This window comes from Pseudoalteromonas rhizosphaerae (assembly GCF_902498845.1).
Lineage (GTDB): Bacteria > Pseudomonadota > Gammaproteobacteria > Enterobacterales > Alteromonadaceae > Pseudoalteromonas > Pseudoalteromonas rhizosphaerae.
On sequence record NZ_CABVLM010000002.1, the window covers coordinates 57,430 to 75,602 of the forward strand.

At 40.6% G+C, this 18,173-nt stretch carries 16 protein-coding genes; 8 read left to right on the plus strand and 8 right to left on the minus strand.

Annotation, left to right across the window (positions count from 1 at the left end):
• Positions 1 to 64: 64 nt before the first annotated feature.
• The gene (locus tag PSR9079_RS03300) at positions 65 to 1,096 is read right to left on the minus strand and encodes a polysaccharide deacetylase family protein (protein WP_149980433.1); all 1,032 of its coding nucleotides are present in this window, start codon (positions 1,094 to 1,096) and stop codon (positions 65 to 67) included.
• Between PSR9079_RS03300 and dinF the strand changes: the two genes are divergently transcribed.
• The 3 genes from dinF (at position 1,073) to PSR9079_RS03315 (ending at position 4,684) form a co-directional block, all read left to right on the plus strand.
• Entirely contained in the window at positions 1,073 to 2,407 is a 1,335-nt protein-coding gene (gene dinF / locus PSR9079_RS03305; RefSeq protein WP_149980434.1) for an MATE family efflux transporter DinF, read from the plus strand. The genes PSR9079_RS03300 and dinF overlap by 24 nt on opposite strands.
• A 114-nt stretch (positions 2,408 to 2,521) precedes the next feature.
• A complete protein-coding gene (locus tag PSR9079_RS03310; RefSeq protein ID WP_145237840.1) occupies positions 2,522 to 3,136 on the plus strand; it encodes a trimeric intracellular cation channel family protein in 615 nt (204 codons plus the stop codon).
• 33 nt (positions 3,137 to 3,169) lie between these two features.
• Positions 3,170 to 4,684, plus strand: a complete 1,515-nt coding sequence (locus PSR9079_RS03315; RefSeq protein WP_149980435.1) for a YifB family Mg chelatase-like AAA ATPase — start codon at positions 3,170 to 3,172, stop codon at positions 4,682 to 4,684.
• A 13-nt stretch (positions 4,685 to 4,697) separates the two neighbouring features.
• Here PSR9079_RS03315 and PSR9079_RS03320 read toward each other — a convergent pair whose 3' ends face one another.
• Positions 4,698 to 5,405: a response regulator transcription factor gene (locus PSR9079_RS03320; protein ID WP_149980436.1), complete on the minus strand. Its 708-nt coding sequence runs from the start codon at positions 5,403 to 5,405 to the stop codon at positions 4,698 to 4,700.
• Between the two features lie 155 nt (positions 5,406 to 5,560).
• Positions 5,561 to 8,056 (minus strand): alpha/beta hydrolase family protein, encoded by a 2,496-nt coding sequence (locus tag PSR9079_RS03325; protein ID WP_149980437.1) that lies wholly within the window; start codon positions 8,054 to 8,056, stop codon positions 5,561 to 5,563.
• A 156-nt stretch (positions 8,057 to 8,212) separates the two neighbouring features.
• Between PSR9079_RS03325 and PSR9079_RS03330 the strand changes: the two genes are divergently transcribed.
• On the plus strand, positions 8,213 to 9,289 hold the full coding sequence (locus PSR9079_RS03330; RefSeq protein ID WP_149980678.1) for a CNNM domain-containing protein: 1,077 nt from the start codon (positions 8,213 to 8,215) through the stop codon (positions 9,287 to 9,289).
• Here PSR9079_RS03330 and PSR9079_RS03335 read toward each other — a convergent pair.
• A complete protein-coding gene (locus tag PSR9079_RS03335; RefSeq protein WP_149980438.1) occupies positions 9,286 to 10,506 on the minus strand; it encodes an EAL domain-containing response regulator in 1,221 nt (406 codons plus the stop codon). The genes PSR9079_RS03330 and PSR9079_RS03335 overlap by 4 nt on opposite strands.
• A gap of 144 nt (positions 10,507 to 10,650) precedes the next feature.
• Here PSR9079_RS03335 and PSR9079_RS03340 point away from each other — a divergent pair, with 144 nt between their 5' ends.
• Positions 10,651 to 11,667, plus strand: coding sequence for a metalloprotease (locus PSR9079_RS03340; protein WP_149980439.1), 1,017 nt, complete (start codon positions 10,651 to 10,653; stop codon positions 11,665 to 11,667).
• Between the two features lie 51 nt (positions 11,668 to 11,718).
• Here the strand turns inward: PSR9079_RS03340 and PSR9079_RS03345 are convergent, their stop codons facing one another.
• Both PSR9079_RS03345 and PSR9079_RS03350 read right to left on the minus strand, forming a co-directional pair.
• A complete protein-coding gene (locus tag PSR9079_RS03345) occupies positions 11,719 to 13,032 on the minus strand; it encodes a short-chain fatty acid transporter (RefSeq protein ID WP_149980440.1) in 1,314 nt (437 codons plus the stop codon).
• A gap of 165 nt (positions 13,033 to 13,197) precedes the next feature.
• Positions 13,198 to 14,148 carry a chemotaxis protein CheV gene (locus PSR9079_RS03350; RefSeq protein WP_149980441.1) on the minus strand — a complete coding sequence of 317 codons (951 nt, stop codon included), beginning with the start codon at positions 14,146 to 14,148 and terminating at the stop codon, positions 13,198 to 13,200.
• Between the two features lie 169 nt (positions 14,149 to 14,317).
• Between PSR9079_RS03350 and PSR9079_RS03355 the strand changes: the two genes are divergently transcribed.
• Together PSR9079_RS03355 and PSR9079_RS23875 are read left to right on the plus strand one after the other, a co-directional pair.
• A complete protein-coding gene (locus tag PSR9079_RS03355; RefSeq protein WP_149980442.1) occupies positions 14,318 to 15,388 on the plus strand; it encodes a potassium channel family protein in 1,071 nt (356 codons plus the stop codon).
• Positions 15,385 to 15,594, plus strand: a complete 210-nt coding sequence (locus PSR9079_RS23875) for a hypothetical protein (protein ID WP_149980443.1) — start codon at positions 15,385 to 15,387, stop codon at positions 15,592 to 15,594. Before PSR9079_RS03355 ends, PSR9079_RS23875 begins: the two co-directional genes overlap by 4 nt.
• A 62-nt stretch (positions 15,595 to 15,656) precedes the next feature.
• Here PSR9079_RS23875 and PSR9079_RS03365 read toward each other — a convergent pair whose 3' ends face one another.
• A complete protein-coding gene (locus PSR9079_RS03365) occupies positions 15,657 to 16,688 on the minus strand; it encodes a cytosolic protein (RefSeq protein WP_149980444.1) in 1,032 nt (343 codons plus the stop codon).
• Positions 16,689 to 16,774: 86 nt separating this feature from the next.
• Positions 16,775 to 17,233 (minus strand): EVE domain-containing protein, encoded by a 459-nt coding sequence (locus tag PSR9079_RS03370; RefSeq protein WP_149980445.1) that lies wholly within the window; start codon positions 17,231 to 17,233, stop codon positions 16,775 to 16,777.
• A 76-nt stretch (positions 17,234 to 17,309) separates the two neighbouring features.
• Between PSR9079_RS03370 and tesB the strand changes: the two genes are divergently transcribed.
• On the plus strand, positions 17,310 to 18,167 hold the full coding sequence (gene tesB / locus PSR9079_RS03375; RefSeq protein WP_145237887.1) for an acyl-CoA thioesterase II: 858 nt from the start codon (positions 17,310 to 17,312) through the stop codon (positions 18,165 to 18,167).
• The last annotated feature ends 6 nt before the right edge of the window (positions 18,168 to 18,173 follow it).

The window sequence follows — 18,173 nt, forward strand, 5'->3', positions numbered from 1 at the left end:
TCATCTTATAAACTAGAGCTGATTATCCCGGGCTCAGGTTGATAATTATCAAGGGATTATATTTTTACTGCACAATTACCCACGGTTGTGAAAACCAATAATAGCTATTTTTATGAGCAATTGATGGTGCTGTGCAGTTAAATCGTGATCGCCCTTGAGCTAAATTTTTCGGTGAATTTATGGTCACAGTATCAGCTGCTGACCAGTTTAGTTTTGCCTGACCGATGCCCGATACATAACAAGCTAGCTGACTTTTATGAAAGTCTCCCATATTAAATTTAATGCTGATCTGAGGTGGATTTTGGCTGGTCACGCTATCAATATAAGTAAGCTCTTGGATTGAAAATGCGCGAGAGTTTAGTTTGGTCACTAGCGTATCAAGCTTGCTATAAAACCCAGAAGCCGGAAAGCGTGGTAAACGGCTAAAATCAGAGTCTTTGTTGATGGCACCAGAGTGTTGGCCAATACCAATAAAGCCCAACTCTTTCACTAAACTTTGTAATTGGTTATTAAACTCGCCATATGGATATGCTAAGTATTTATAGTCATGGCCAATTTCTTCTTTGATCCGTTGTTGTGATGACAAAATATCTTGCTTAATACGCGCCTGCCATTGTTGGGTTGTTTCATCGGCTAATTTACGATGTAGGTAATCATGTTGTGCGCTGTGATTGCTGATCAGAGCACCTTTTTTGGCAAGTTCTCTGAGTTTATCCCAGCCCATTACATAGCCTTTACCTTCATCAATTAATTTTGGATTAACGAAAATAGTATAGGGGTAAGCAAACTTTTCTAATATCGGCGCTGCTTGTTCATAATTATTGTTGTAACCATCATCAAAGGTAATAGCGACGGCTTTATCTGGTAAACTTTGGCCTTGTTGTAAAGCAGATAGTAATTCATTCAGTGGCACTACGTTAAAGTCATGCTGTTTTAGATAGTTTAAATGCTCAGTGAAGGTTTCTGCACTGACACTGGTGACTGCTGGCAGGGTCTCACTGACATGGTGATATTGTAAAATAACTGCGCTGTGAGCAGGTAAAGATAGACAAAAGAGGATCGATAGCAGACTGTGAAAAAATTTCTTAATCGTCATAAAGCACACCATAAAAGCTTGCTGTTGTTAGCTGGTCCAATGATATTATCAAATATAACCGTGCCACTGTTAGGAATAGTTGATACTGCAGTAATAGGGCACCTTGGTAGTGCTCATTTTCTTGCCGGAATTGCCTTGGGCGCCACGGTGATTTCATTGCTATTTTGGTTGGCGGGCTTTTTACGCATGAGTACCACAGGGCTGGTTGCACAAGCTTATGGCAAGAAAGATTATCCTCAATTAGCCGGATTATTAAAGCGCAGTTTAGTATTAGCGCTTATCGTGGCATTTTCTTTAATTGCTTTATCGCCACTTATTAAAAATGCCATAGCTTACCTTTCTGGTTCCAGTGCGCAGGTGCTCGCACAAGCTTATAGTTATTTTGAAATTCGTATTTTTAGTGCACCAGCGGCATTATGTAACTTGGTATTATTAGCTTGGATGTTAGGGATTCATTACGGTAAAGGGCCTTTTTATTTATTACTAGTTACTAATATCACCAACATTGTTTTAGATATTTATTTTGTTGTGTACTTAGATTGGCAAGTCGCCGGAGCTGCTTGGGCATCGTTGATTGCCGATTATACCGCGCTATTATTTGCATTATTCTTGGTTTTTAGGTTGGCGAAAAAAATGACTGTGCCGCTATTTTTAGGTGGGTGGTTTAGCCGAGATAAAATGTGGGCGTTATTAAGTCTTAACCGTGATATTTTTATTCGCTCCTTAATTTTACAACTGTGTTTTAGCTTTATGACCTTCTATGGTGCACGCATTGGCGAGGTAACGCTTGCGGTAAATGCTGTATTACTGAACTTTTTAATGCTAGTGAGCTTTGCTCTTGATGGTATTGCCTATGCAAGTGAAGCAAAAGTTGGCCAAGCAAAAGGTCAACATAGCGTACGACGTATAAACTTATGGGTAAAAATAAGCGTATTTTGGGGAGTGCTATTTGCTTTTTGTTATAGCGTGTTTTTTGCATTGTTTGGTTCGCAAATTATTACCTTATTAACAGATATTCCTGAAGTGATCAAAGCCGCCTATGAATACTTACCATGGTTGATTTTTATGCCATTAGCGGCAATGAGTTGCTTTTTGTTTGATGGTATTTTTGTTGGCCTAACCAGAGCTCAAGATATGCGAAATACTATGCTAATTTCAGCATTAGTTGGATTCTTTGGCGTGTTTTGGGTGTTTAATGCTTGGCAAAATCATGCGCTTTGGTTAGCAATGACCTGCTTTATGCTACTGCGTGGTGTTACATTGATCGTACGCTATAAGCAGTTGCAGACAGCGCAGCAGTTACTGAATTAATAGAAATAGCAATAAATCTAAGTTCGCTTAAAACTTTGCATTTATTGTGCTAAAACGGCGTCGTTAAGCAATGTTTATTTTACTTCGATTCGCATCTTGGGATGGCTTGGATATATGACTGAACTTTATCATTGGTTTGATTTAATTGGCATCGCCGTATTTGCCATGTCAGGCACTTTAATTGCCTATGATAAAAAAATGGATGGCTTTGGAGTCGTGGTACTGGCGACGGTCACCGCGATAGGTGGTGGCACAATTCGAGATTTGATTTTAGATGTTCCGGTATTTTGGTTACATGACCAAAGTTATTTTATCGCGATATTTGCGTCTGTCTTTGTTACCACGCGATTGATCAATAAGCAAAAATCAATTCCTTTATATCATTTACAAGTTGCAGATGCGTTTGGTTTAGCGTTCTTTGCTGTAATGGGGGCGCAAAAAGCATTGCTCGCGGGGATGCCAGCTACAACGGCAATTATTATGGGGGTGATCACCGGTTGCTTTGGCGGGGTAACGCGTGATGTGTTGGCAGGCAATATTCCTATGCTATTAAAAGGTGAGCTATATGCAATTACTTGTATTGCTGGTGGTATTGTTTATACCCAAGCAATTGTATTGAACATTGAGACAGAGATAGCGATGGTGTTAGCGATGTTAACCACCTTGCTGTTACGCCTTGCAGCAATGAAATGGCAACTAACACTACATATTTTTAAATATCCTGACTAGACTGTAAAGAACAGAACGTTACAGGGACAAAGGATGTCATTAGCTCGAATTTATTCTCGTGCCCAAGTGGGCATTCAAGCACCTGAAGTGATCGTTGAGGTGCATCTAGGTAATGGTTTACCAGCATTTCATATTGTAGGTTTGCCCGAAGCCTCAGTAAAAGAAGCCAAAGATCGTGTACGCAGCGCATTAGAAAACTCTAAATTTGGTTTTCCAGACCAACGCATTACAGTCAATTTAGCACCTGCTGATTTACCCAAAGAAGGGGGGCGTTTTGATTTAGCGATTGCGGTTGGTATTCTCATCGCTTCAGAGCAAATTGTTTGCACTGATATTGAGCGCTATGAATTTTATGGTGAGCTGGCACTGAATGGCGAAGTGCGTGGCGTGAATGCAATACTGCCATCAGTTTTAGCAGCTAAAGCACAAGGGCGTTGTTGTTTTTTACCTTTAGTAAATGACAGTTTAGCGAGTTTAGTAAATGGCGTTGAGCGCAAAGCGGTCTCTTCTATCCAAGAAGTATGGAGTGATTTACTCAATCAGCAGCCTTTACCTCTTAATATTAGCTACCCAGAACAGCAACATAGCGGTGTTGAGTTCTTAATTGATTTAAGTGATGTAAAAGGCCAGCCGGGCGCAAAAAGAGTGTTAGAAATCGCTGCTGCGGGTGGCCATAATTTACTTTTTTTGGGGCCACCTGGTACGGGTAAGTCAATGCTCGCGCAACGTATGCCGACTATTATGCCGGGCATGTCCGATGATGAGGCACTTTCCACCGCAGCGTTGTATTCAATTATTGGCCAAAGTGTCGATCTAACTAATTGGCGCAAGCGACCATTTCGTAATCCTCATCACACATGCTCCGCAGTGGCGCTAGTAGGAGGCTCTTCAAACCCAAAGCCCGGGGAGATTTCACTGGCACATAATGGCGTATTATTTCTTGACGAACTACCTGAGTTTGAACGTAAGGTGCTTGACTCATTACGCGAGCCAATGGAGACAGGCACTGTAACGATTTCAAGAGCGGCAAGGCAAATGGAGTTTCCTGCACAGTTTCAATTAATTGCGGCTCTTAATCCAAGTCCTACGGGTTGTCATAATGATAAGCGCGCAACTCCGGATCAAGTTATGCGTTATTTATCGCGAGTGTCAGGACCATTTATTGACCGTATTGATTTACAAATAGAGCTACCACGTTTAAGCAGTGCGCAATTGCAAAGTACTCAAGAAGAACAAAGTAGTGCGACTGTGCGCACACGGGTGGAGGCGGCATATAATCTGCAATTGCGTCGCCAAGGGAAAGTCAATGCGCGACTTAATAATAAAGAAATGAGTGTGCATTGCGCGCTTGCAGCACCAGAGTTACAGTTTTTAGCTAAAGCCAGTGAAAAGCTATCATTATCGCCACGCTCTTATCATCGAGTGATCAAAGTAGCGCGAACAATTAGTGATCTAAAAGGGCAAGATAATATTAGTTTTGATGAACTAAAAGAGGCACTCAATTATCGTGCATTTGAACGTTTGTTATCACAATTAACCCAGTATTAGCGGTTAGATTGCATTAAATTGACAGCATGTAGCCTTTACCGCGTACCGTAACGATGCGTTTTTGGTCTTTTTCATCGCTCAGTTTTTTACGTAAGCGACCAATTAAAACATCAACAGTTCTGTCATTTGGACTCCAATCTGGCTGGCCAATTTCTTCTGATATTTTTTCACGAGACGTGGCTTTTCCTGCGTTTGAGATCAAACAAATTAACACTTTATGTTCCGCTTCAGTGAGCCTAGATTCAATGCCATTAGCAGTGATTAAAGTGCGGTTGTCTGGATGCAGTTTGAAGTCAGCATATTCAATAAATTCTTCGCTTTCATCGCTACTGTTATTATTGCTTTTTAAGCGCTTATAAAGTGCTCTTATACGCAGTTCAAGCTCTAATAAATCAACTGGTTTACAAATATAGTCATCAGCGCCTTGAGCAAGTCCGGCAATACGATCGGCTTGAGAATCTCGGCTTGAAAGCATGATCACACCAATGTCTGTGAGGGTGTTGAGTTCTTTTGCTAAATGTAAGCCATCACGTTTAGGTAATACTATGTCAATAATTGCTAATGATATGGCATCATAATTATTAGCGCGAGATTGCACTATAGCTAAGGCATCAGCGCCAGTTGCATCATTCTCAATGCAAAATTCAGTCTCTGCAAAATGATTGATTATGCGTTTAACTAATAGTTCGTCATCTTCAACCAATAAAACATGAATAGTCATAGTATCTTAATTACCTTTAATGATGCCGCTATGTTATCACTCATTCGCAAAAGGAGAGAAGGGCGATTTTTAGTATTTATGCTCTATTTAGATTATTTATTAATTATTATCAACAGGTAAACATACTAGGCTTACCTGTTGAACGGTATGCAAAGCTACTTCTCAGGGTATAAGTACTGCCACCACTGCGGTTGCTCTTTTAAATGCTTATCGAAGTAGGCAAGCATAGTATCCCACCAGTTAAAGCGTTGATCGCGAGCAAAAATTTGATGGTCCGCTCCTTTATATTCAATAAGATCAACATCTTTGCCAAGTAGTTTCAGCGCAGTGTACATAGTGTGACTTTCGCCTACTGGTACATTGGTATCAGCATCACCATGTAATAGCAGTAGCGGTGTAGTTACTTTGTCTGCGTGGAAAACCGGACTGTGTTGGCTGTATAGTTCACTATTACTCCAAGGGTAGCTGTTTTTAGAAGCTTCGCCAGAATATAAATAGCCCCACCAACCATGACCCCAATACGAGGTAATATTAGAAATACCTGCGTGCGCGATTGAGGCACTAAACATATTTGTTTTAGTGGTTAGTAACATAGTCATAAAGCCACCGTATGATGCGCCTAAATTACCTAAACGATTTTTATCAATAAATGGATACTGTTTTAATAGCGCTTGGGTACCTTGCATAATATCGTCAGCAGTATATTGACCCCACGCATTCACATGCTTAGCGGAGAACTGTTGGCCAAACCCAGTTGCACCGGTCGGTTGCACTACATAGACTACATAGCCATGCTCGGCCCATAAATTGAAAGGATAACGGCCAGTAAACCCACGAGTAACCGGTGATGTACCGCCATAGTAGTATACTAATGCAGGGTAGTGTTTGTTCTTATCAAGATTGCTTGGAAAGTAAACACGACCTTTAATTTCAACACCTGCGGTATTGGTAAAGTTAAATTCATCTAAGCTGGCTATATCGGTATTCGCATACGCTTGTGGTTTAGAATCCCACAATGTGGTTGCGGTGTTTTTATTAATACTTAACTGTTTTAATTGCTGTGGAGATGATGCATTAGAGCCGCTAACTAAAATAGCTGGGCTGCGGTTGTTTGAATAACTGAATTGTTCAACTACATCAAAACCTGTTTTGAGTTTGCTAAAGCGTTGTTTGCTTTTATCGTACAGGTATAAAGCAATCGTATCTTGCTCAGTGACTTTAACGAGGGCATCGCCATTAGCGAGTACTTCAAGTTGACCAATGGCAGGATCAAATTCACGACTTAATGGTGCTGCATTTTTACCATGATCAGTTAATAGGTAAAGCTGTCCATCATAGTTGTTGGCAAGCATATTCTCAGGTAGGTTTCTGCCTAAACCATCTTTAAAATCAGGACCCGCAGTGACATAAATGTCATCACCTGTGTATTTGGCTTGATTAAACGTAGTAAACTGACCAATAACTGTGTTGCTCGCATTGGCAATATTCAGTTCCACTAACTCTGTGGTGGGGTGAGTCGACGCTTGCATTACTTGCACACCACGACTCAGTAATACCGTACCACGTTTGCTATTAAAATCTTCAATACTGTGACTAAGTGGTCCTTGGCTCAATGCTTTACTCAGGCCTGTACTTATATCTAATAAGTAAGCTTGTGAGGTTGTGCGGGCATATGACCAACGATCTTGTAAACCTTGGTAGTGTTTAGTTAGGCTGTTATCAGCTGCTGGTGATTTGGACCAGCTGAAGATTAAGCTGTTGTTATCGTAATAAGCAAAGTCACCCGCGCCCTCTAGGTTGTTGGCAATCACTTTAAGGTTAAGGGTTTTGCGGTTTAATTGCTTTAATTTTCCATCTAATAGATAGACTAAATAATTGTTATCAGGGCTCCAAATAATGTTACTCGGTTGACCCGACTCAAAACGGTAAACTATTTGATTATCATCATTTTTTAGCTCAGTGATCACATTTGCTTGGTTACCCGTGCTATCTTGATAATGGCGTTTTGCCACTAAATGCTGTTTGGCATCAGGTGCTAAAGATATTGAACTGACCGTTGTGGCATCAAACAGTTGCTTGGCAGATAAACCATGTTGCTCTTTATTGCTAAAAGTTAATCTATCAATTGCTGCTTTAGGGTTGAAATCAACGTCAACATCGTGCCAATTAGCAACTTGTTCAGCAATAATCACTATTTGGTGATCGCCTTGCGGTAATGCCAGTTCGTAGCTTTCTTTTGTGGCTGTTTGTTTTTCACCATTGATAAACAACTGCGCTTTTTCGATACCTTTAAGTGTCAATGTGCCTTGGCTAAAGCGCTCAGCATGAGTGGTAAACTTTAATGCTTGTAGACCGCCCAGAGTTAATGCATTTACTTTATCTAAGGTTTGCCACTTTAATTTTTCGCCAAATACCGTAATGCTTGTTGTTGGTTGTTGAATGCTAGGTAATAGGGCGTTAATAATCGCATCTTGATGCTCAGTTTGGTATGGCTTTAGTTGCATGTCGGCTGCAATTGGGCCAATAAACTTAATATCTGCTTTATCTAATGGTGCAGCTACTAGAGCGCTACTTAACGTGCTTAAAGTTAACACCGCGAGTGTGGTTGTTAGGCGAGGTGTTTTTCCGCGCCATAGTGAACTAAAATTCATTATTGAGCCTGATGTAGGGAATTTAATTTAATATAGCATGTGGTTGTGGTGTCAAAAAGTGCTCTGCGATGGATTCCATTGCTCAGCAGTGTAAGGTTTGAGGTTAGGGCTGACACTTGATAAGGTGTTGAGCAATTGAGTAGCGTAGAGGTAACAGTGACATTATTAATCGTTTACATGGTAGCGGCGATTACGATTTCTTTTTTATGTTCGATTATGGAAGCCGTATTATTGAGTATAACGCCTAGCTATGTTGCAGTATTACGTAAAAAAAAGCCTAAACTAGCCAAGCGTTTCGAGCACTTGAAAACCAATGTTGATCAGCCTTTAGCTGCTATTTTAACCTTAAATACGGTTGCCCATACTGCTGGAGCTGCCGGTGTAGGGGCACAAGCTGCCGTAGTTTTTTCTGATGCGGCGGTGGGAATTGCTTCGGCGATAATGACTTTGTTAGTATTGGTGTTGTCAGAAATCATTCCAAAAACTCTGGGCGCAAAGCATTGGCGAACGCTTGCACCTATGGTGACCCAAGCATTACAGTATTTAGTCATCGCACTCAAACCTTTTGTGTGGCTTGCCGAAAAACTCACCGGTATGTTGGGCCGTAATTACAACGAAGAGTACTATATTCGCCAAGAAATTGAAGCCATGGCTGATATGGGATCGCAATCAGGTGCCTTACATCAGGAAGAGTCTGAAATCATCCGTAGTTTATTGCATTTCCGTCACGCCAAATTAGATGCGCTAATTACCCCGCGTACCGTCTTGTTTAAAGTACATAAAGATTTAACCGTAAATCAATATTTGGCTGAGCATGGTTCAGCGTCGTTTTCTCGGGTGTTGGTATATGATAAAAATGGTGATGATATTATCGGTTTTGTGCATAAAAACGATATTATGCTGGCGTATCATAGGTTGGGTGAAAACTATAAAATAAGTAAGTTGATAAAACCTATTTATACTGTGCCAGAGACTTTATACGTACCTACTTTATTACATACTCTGCTAGCTGAGCGTACTCATATTTGTTTAGTGATAGATGAATATGGTGATGTGCAGGGGATTGTGACACTCGAAGATATGATCGAAGCGTTAATGGGCTTTGAAATAGTCGATGAGCATGATCAATCAGCTAATATGCAGGCAGTTGCTAAGCAACGCTGGCGTCAGCGCTTGGAAAGTAGCAATAAATTGTTAAGCGCTGAGAATACCATGGCGAAACGAAAAAATTAACGTCGGCTATGACTATTTAATGAAACCATATGTAGCCATGATTGCGCCCAACGAATAAATTCAGTTTTGCCTTTTGGGCGACTGATCAAAAAGCCCTGCATTAAGATGTGCTCTTTAAAACGATCCAAGTATTCAAGCTCTTCAACGCGCTCAATGCCTTCAGCGACAATTGTTAAGTCATCTTGAATGGCTATATTTACTAAGCTACTAACAATGACTTGAGAAAATAAATCACTTTCAATATTACTGATCAAGGTACGATCTATTTTCACCTCAGTAAAAGGCAATGTTTTTAATTGTTGTACATTGGTAAAGCCGGTGCCAAAATCATCAAGAGAAATGCCAAAACCGCGCATTCGTAAACGGTTTAGAGTTTCTAGCTGTGCAGAACTGGATAAAGCATGCTGTTCTGTGATCTCTAAAATAATCTCACTTGGGGTCAGTTGATTAAGATGTAAAATTAAAGCCAGCTTATCTGGGCAGCTTAAATCTTCTAGCTGGCAGGGGGACAAATTAAAAGCCAGTTTAAGTTTGTAGCCTAAACGAGTTTTTATTTCTGAGAAATCGCCTGTTGCCTTTTCAAACAACTGAAACGTGATCAGATTAATTAAATCTAAATCTTCAGCAACACAAATAAACCGTTCAGGTAAAAATATAGCACCTTGTGCTGCTGTCACAATTCTGGCTAATACTTCTACGCTTTCAACTTTATTATTAGTACGGTTTATTTTTGGTTGATAAAACGGCGTTATCTCATTATGGCTTATCGCATGCAGTAATTGCGTTTCAGAAATTGGTTCTGTGGGCTTTTCTGTATGACAAGCTAAATACTCTAGTTTTTGTAGCAGTGTATAAACTTGGTTGAGTTGTACTGGTTTGGCGATATTACCAATTAAATGTACGTTGTTTTTACGCGCTAAATCAGCCGCTAAATCAATGATTTTTGAATTCATTTCAGAAATAATGACAATTGCCCCTGGGTAATGTAACTCGCCAAGGTGACGAATAAGCTCCATGCCATCCATGTTCGGCATATTCAGATCAGTAAATACGGCATCAAATGCATATGGATGCGCTTTTACTTTATTGAGGGCATCTTGCGCATCTAAACAGGTTGTTACATTGGGCACATCAAGCTCATTTAAGATAGCCTGCATCACTACTAAAATAGCTTTTGAATCATCAACGACCAAAATGCTGCGTGCTAGCTTTGTCATTTTCTTCCCTGAAATAAAATTTACTCGTTAATTAAAAGTAGTCGAGAATAGCGAAGGTGTCAGCTTTATAGTTGCAAATATATTCCATAATCTAGCTAAAAAAATGGGTATACTAACGATATAATTTTTAAGATTTGAAGTGACATCATGCAAATACAGCTGACCCTTGCTGATCAACAATTTAGTTTAGTGCTCGCGGGGCAACAAATTGTAAAAATTTTTCAGCAACAACAGGCAATCGGATTTGATAATCCACGTGCTAACTATTTTGAATTTAAGCTAGATAATCAAGTGATTGGTTTAGACACCAGTACGGTCATTGAGCATAGTATAGCGCTACATATTGATAATGAGTTTGTAAAACAACTGACATTACCGCCTATTGAAAAAACTAAACCTAAGCAGGGGCTGCTTGGATTATTTGCGCTCGGTTTTAAGATTTTTAAAAGTGCGAAAGTCGTTAAGGTAGTATTAGCGGGCGCCTCAGTGGCTGGTTATGCTTGGTTATTTACGTTTGAGTTTGCGCTTATGCTAATTGCTTGTTTGGTGATCCACGAGTACGGCCATGTCAGAGCAATGCAATATTTTGGTATTAAAACCAAGGGTATCTATTTAATCCCATTTGTTGGTGGGCTTGCCGTAAGCGACGATAAAATTACCACCCGCTGGCAAGATGTGGTGATTTCTTTAATGGGGCCTGCATTTGGTTTGATCACCTCCATACTTGGTGTGGTGCTTTATTATGCCACCGAGATGGAAATATTTGCCGGGGTCGCAGTACTCAGCGCATTATTGAATTTATTTAACTTGCTGCCTATTTTACCGCTTGATGGCGGGCATGTATTAAAAAGTATTAGCTTCTCAATGCGTTCATGGGTTGGTTTAAGTATTTGTATTTTAGGCGTGTTATTTGGCTTATGGCTAAGCTACACCTTTGGTTTAATGCTATTAGTGTTTTTCTTATTTATCGGTGCACTGGAAATCGCCTTTGAATGGCGCGGCCGCCACTATTCGCATTTACTGCCACTAGATAAATACGGGCAAGGTTTTTCAGCGGTAATGTATGCACTCGTCGTTGCAGGACACGTCGGGGTGATGATGCACTTTGCTGACTCTGAAAACGCAATTTTAAGCCTGCCGATGAAAATTCTATCGAGTTAACAAATTTAAATAGCGTGAGGTGTTACTCACGCTGTATTTTTGCAGCAAGCGTTACGGATAAAAACTCAACATCAAGGATATAAACACGCCGGTTATAATTAACTGCACTAAACAAAAGCCCATAATGTCTTTGGCTTTTAGGCCGGCAATTGCCAGTACCGGTAAAGCCCAGAATGGCTGAATCAGGTTAGTCCAGGCATCACCCCAGGCTACCGCCATTGCTACGCGGGGCATGTCGGCACCTAAAGCCTGTGCTGCGGGTATCACTATAGGCGCTTGCACCGCCCATTGGCCGCCACCTGAGGGCACAAATATATTTACTAAGCCAGCACTTAAAAAGCTCCAAAATGGCAATGATTGTGCACTGGCGATGGCGATAAATCCTTGTGATATCTGCTGCGCCAAACCCGTTTGTACCATGATTGCCATGATCCCAGCATAAAATGGAAACTGGATAATAATCCCTGCGCCGCTGGGGACTGCTTGCTGCAGGCTATTAAGTAAATTATACGGCGTTTGATGCAGTAAAATCGCAGAAAATAAAAACAGTGCAATCACACTGTTTAAATTAAGTGAGCCGCCACTAAACACAAAATAATTAGCTAAATAAACTAGCCCAAGCACTCCAATGCCTAGTCCTAATAACTTACTGTGTTCAATTCTATCGGCAGGGCGAGTAACATTGTTGGGCTTAGGTGTCGGTTCTGCTAATAGCGTTTTATCAACATAAATGCTGTCTTTTGCGCTGGGTAACATATAACGATTAACCAGTGGCATAATAATAAATAAGCCCACCACAATGGCGATATTAAAACCTGAGAACAAGGTGGCGCTGGTGTTTATCACGCCCATACTTTGCTCAGCAAAATGCCCTGGAGTAGCAATGGTTAATGGAATTGAACCTGCCAAGCCACCATGCCAAACAATAAAGCCAGAATACGCACTGGCAACCAGTAAGCGATAATCAACGAGTGTGTGGCGGGCAATTGCTTTGGCAAATAAAGCGCCAATAACTAAGCCAAATCCCCAGTTAATCCAACTGGCGAGTAATGATACAAAAGTCACTAATAAAATAGCTTTTGGCGCAGTATTGGCAAGTTTTGCTAATTGCGTGAGCAGTCGGCTCATCATCGGTGTACTTGCCAGCATATATCCGGTGAGTAATACCAACAGCATCTGCATGGCAAAACTCAGTAAGTTCCAAAAACCACTGCCCCACGCGCTCAGCACTTGTTGTGGGTTTGAAGGTGTCACTACACACGCAATTATAAAGGTAAGTAGTGTGAGTAAAATAACAAAAATAAAGGGATCGGGTAGGTAACGTTCCACTAATTTAGTGAACGGTTTGGCAACATGATTTAGCATAATGATTGTGTGTTTTGATTATTGCTACATATTGCCAATTAATCACGAAAGCGTTTAATTGGCAAATAGAGTTGTAGTCGTGGTGTTAAATCGCGTATTTGTTCGTCATTACAATAAACGTTAATTCAAGCACTAGCGTGGCATAAGCCACGCTTAGATACAGTGCTATTTCTGTGGTGCGAGGACCGCTTTTAAACGTGTTTGTACTTCTTCTACGAGTAAATCTGGTTGAAATTTAGATAAAAACGCATTGCAACCCACTTTCTCGACCATGGCTTGGTTAAAGCTGCCACTGAGGGATGTGTTAAGTACCACATGCAGATTTTTTAAGCGGTTATCGTTACGTATCTCGTGCGTTAAGCGATAACCATCCATTGCTGGCATTTCTGCATCGGTGATCACCATCAGTAACTCTTTTTCTACGTCCATGCCTTTATCAGCCCAGGCTTTAAGCATATTGAGTGCTTCAAGACCATTACTCGCTGGGATAATCTCAATACCCAACTGCGTTAATGTATCGCTCACTTGCTTTCGTGCTGTAGGTGAGTCGTCTGCATGGAGTATTTTTCGGCCAACAAATTCGTTTACGATACTTTGGTCAAGTACCTCATCAGAGATTTGCACTTCGTACTCAATAATCTCTGCTAATACTTTTTCTACATCAATGATCTCTACTAACTGCTCTTGACCATCACGTTGAATTTTAGTGAGCGCAGTTAGATAATGATTTTTACCGATAGAGGAAGGCGGTGGCATTATATCTGACCATGTCATATTAACGATTTGATCAACCTTACCAATTAAAAACCCTTGTACTGTACGATTGTATTCAGTGATCACTAAGTTACTATCTTCAGTATTCTTAGCCGCAGACATGCAAATCGCTTGGCGTAAATCAATAACAGGGATTGATTCACCACGAATATTGGCTACGCCTGATATTTTAGGATGGGCATGTGGAATGATACTAAGATGCGGCAGTTTCACTACTTCTTTAACTTTAAAGACATTAAGAGCAAACAAGTGACGACTGTGCAAATAAAACAATAATAACTCTAAGCGATTTTCACCAACGAGTTGAGTTCGTTGATCAACAGAAGCTAATACACCTGACATAACACGCTCGACTTTATAATTAATAATTCAAGTATAGCTTACACTGTTCTACTTTAAAAAAGCAGTCTAGATAATAATCTTGATCCTCAAAGGTATTTCAAGCATTGCCTTCATTTCAGCATTACAGTAACTTATCGGATAATTGATAGCTGAATAACCAAGTGTGGGCATGCCTTTTATATTTAAACGATTATTTTTACTAGTCAGAAATCATATTGATCAGGTTAGTTGGCAAGCTGTCGCTATTGCTACATTATTACATATGGTCTTGATCTGGTTGTTGTTAATCTTCGCAGGAGAAGTAGCACTGAGGCCAATTAGCACTTTTGTTTATTACTATATCGTTACTACCTCAACGGTAGGATATGGTGATTTTAGTGCAACTACAGATCTGGGTAGATGGATTGTAGCGATACTGCAAATTCCATTTGGTTTAGCTTTATTTGGTGTTCTGTTAGGTAAAACAGGGCAAACAGTTACTTATTTAATTAGGCGCGCTATGACGGGTGATAAAAGTTTTGCACATTTTCACAATCACATTATTATTTTTGGCTGGCATCAAATTCGTACTAAAAAAATGATTGATTATATTCTCGCTGACCAAAAGCGTTTGGATCGACGAATTTTGCTTGCGGTCACAGAGTCAATGGAGCATCCATTTTTAGCTAATGCCCATGTTGATTTTGTACGCTTAACTAGTTTTACAGATTTAAGCGAGCTGGAAAGGGTCGCAATTAAACTGGCAGATAAAATTATTATTGACGGGCAAGACGACGACGAAACTTTTACCACCGCCCTGCGCATTAGTAAATTAGTAAAAGATGACTGCCATATTAGTGCGCACTTTAACGATGAGAGTAAAGTCGAAATGCTGCTAGAACATTGTTACAACGTGGAATGTTCAACGGCTAAGTCAGCCGAAATTCTAGTACGCTCAATGCAAGACCCAGGCTCTAGTCGTGTACAAGAGGAATTATTATCTACTTTGCATGGTGATACCCAGTTTAGTTTAGTTATTCCTGATGATTTAGCGGTAATGGAATTTGGTAAATTATTTCATCATTTTAAACACGACCATGATGCTATTTTACTTGGTGTTGCACACAATCTAAGTGCGCAAAATATGGATTTAAATCCACCACTGGATTATCCGGTTAACAGTGGTGATATTTTACATTATATCGCGGTTGATCGTGTTTTAAGCAGCGAAGTCGATTGGCAGGGGCTTGCTAAGCAATGAATGAAGTGGCGTTTTTAATTCTACTTTTGAGTGCTTATATTTTACCAGTGGTAATTGTGCTTAACAGTAAGCGCACGCAAGGTCATGAAAAAAATGGCTGGTTAATCGGCATTATCCTTTTCTCCTGGCTCGCACTGATAATGTACTTTGCGATAGTGCCCAAGCACGGGCACAAAAAGAAAACTACCAAGAAAAAGAAAGGTTAAAATTGAGTTGTCAGTTTACATATAAATTTGCCAACCGTGCTTGATTAAACAAGCACGGTTTTTTATTTTAACTGTTTTAGTTTGTGCTCCACTAAAGGATCATCAGGGGCAAGTTGCTGAGCAACTTCCAGCAGCTGAATGGCATCCTTAGGGTGTTCATCTTGGTGCTTTAGCGCGACATCAATCAATGGTTGAATATCAATTTTTGCTTGATGCTCTTGCACATGCGCTGCTTTTTCATCAATTAGTATGTTGTGCGCTTTGCTTAATAATACTTGGCGGTGTGCCGATTTAGCATTCGCCTTGTTGAGCCTTCTATAATAGTCTTCTTTAAAGCGCAGGGTTTTGGTTTGTAGGCGAAATTGCGCAATATCGACTTGTTGATGGCTAATAAAGTCGACGGCCACTTGTTTATAGAAGCCAAATTTATTTAGGTAGGTGGCATGGGTACTGTGACCCATACCAAACACGCGTAAGTGGGTTAGTTGCGAATAGCGCTTAGCATGGCCACGGTCAATACGATTGGTCGGGTCGTAAATTATATAGCCTTTAGCATTGCCTAAATCGAGATCGTGGTAATCTTGCTCCCAATCGAATTGTTGTGCTATATCGGTACTTGAGCGGTCATCCCAAGGAGCAAGTGCTTTATTTTTGGTGCTAACAGGGTGAAATAACAGTACCTTATCTAGCTTTAGTAAATTAGCAAATGCACCCACAGCAAAGCCACCTCGGCTTAAGCCGTAGCCTAATCTCTGGGTAAAGGGTGTTAGCAAGGGAGCTAGTTGCTCGAGGAAAAACAGTAAATTACGGTGTCTAAACCAATTACTTATTCCTAAGTGCTGAAAAGAAATAACATTCACATGTTGTTTTTGCGCTAGTTGAAATCCCCAAGGGCTAAAATCATCATTGAGATCATGCTCTTGGTAATTAGTACCTGCAGGAGAAAAGGTGAACAATAAAGGCTTATTTATATCAATAAAGTGATACTTAACAAAAACATCGCCAAGTAAATCGCCTCCAGAGATAGGTAATCTGGTTTGCTGTTCATCTTGAGGTAGAGTTAACCACTCATCTAACCAATACAGTAATTTCATCTAACCCCCTAACTAAAACAAGCCGTCTATTTTAGCAAATTTGGAAAAAGAAGGAAACGTGATGTATTAGCAACAATCTATTGTTGTTACTCTGCCATTTTTATAATTGCTTGCCAATCCGCTTTAGTCACTGGCATTACCGATAATCGACCGCCTTTTTTTAGAGCGATTTCGGTGATGGCGTCGTTTTCTTTAATCGCTTTTAAGCTGACTAATTTATTTAAATGCTGCTGATAGGTCACATCAACCACAACCCATCTCGGTTTATCACTGGTTGATTTAGGATCGTAATAATCACTGCTTAAATCAAACTGGCAAGGATCTGGGTAGGCTTCAGCAGTCACTATTGCGATACCTGCAACGCCGACGTGTTTACAGCTAGAATGGTAAATCATTACTAAATCGCCGAGCTTTACGCCATCGCGCATAAAATTACGGGCTTGGTAGTTGCGCACACCTTCCCATGCAGTGGTTTGTGCAGGGGCGCTTTTTAAATCGTCGATTGAAAATGCATCGGGTTCAGTTTTAAATAACCAATACGCCATAACTAGGATCCTTGAAATATTTACATCATACTTGTCTATAGTATCATTAAAATCTAAATGGGATTGAGGAGCAACTATGAGCCAAGTTTTAGATGATTTATTGTCGTTATTAACGTTAGAAGAAATAGAGCAGGGCTTGTATCGAGGGCAAAGCCAAGATTTGGGTTTTCGTGCGGTATTTGGTGGTCAAGTCATGGGCCAAGCACTGTCTGCAGCTAAAGAAACCTTACCGGAAGGCCGTATTGTTCATTCACTGCATTCTTATTTTTTACGCCCTGGAGATGCTGCAAAGCCAATTGTGTACGATGTTGAAACGATCCGTGATGGTAAGAGCTTTAGTACTCGCCGAGTTAGTGCTATTCAATATGGAAAACCTATTTTTTATATGACGGCATCATTTCAAGGTGCTGAAGATGGCTTGTCGCATCAAGCTACTATGCCGGATGTACCTGCTCCTGAGGAGCTGCGCTCATCACTGGAGTTTTATCAAGAGCACGCATCTCATATACCTGAGGTGATCCGCAATAAGTTTATTCGCGAAATGCCGATTGAAATGCGTCCGGTCACCTTTCATAACCCATTTAAGCCAGAGGTAATGGAGCCGGTTAAACATATTTGGTTCAAAGCCAATGGCGAGATGCCAGATGATCAACGTATTCATAACTATTTATTGGCGTATGCGTCTGACTTTGAGTTTTTACCAACGGCTCTACAGCCCCATGGTGTCTCGTTTATGCAGCCAAACATGCAAGTAGCAACAATTGACCATGCGATGTGGTTTCATCGTCCGTTTCGAATGGATGATTGGATCTTATATACCATTGATAGCCCAAGTGCGAGCTCAGGGCGGGGGTTGGTGCGTGGTCAGTTCTTTGACCGTCAAGGCAATTTAGTTGCCTCAACGATCCAAGAAGGTGTAATGCGTCAGCGTTAATATGCC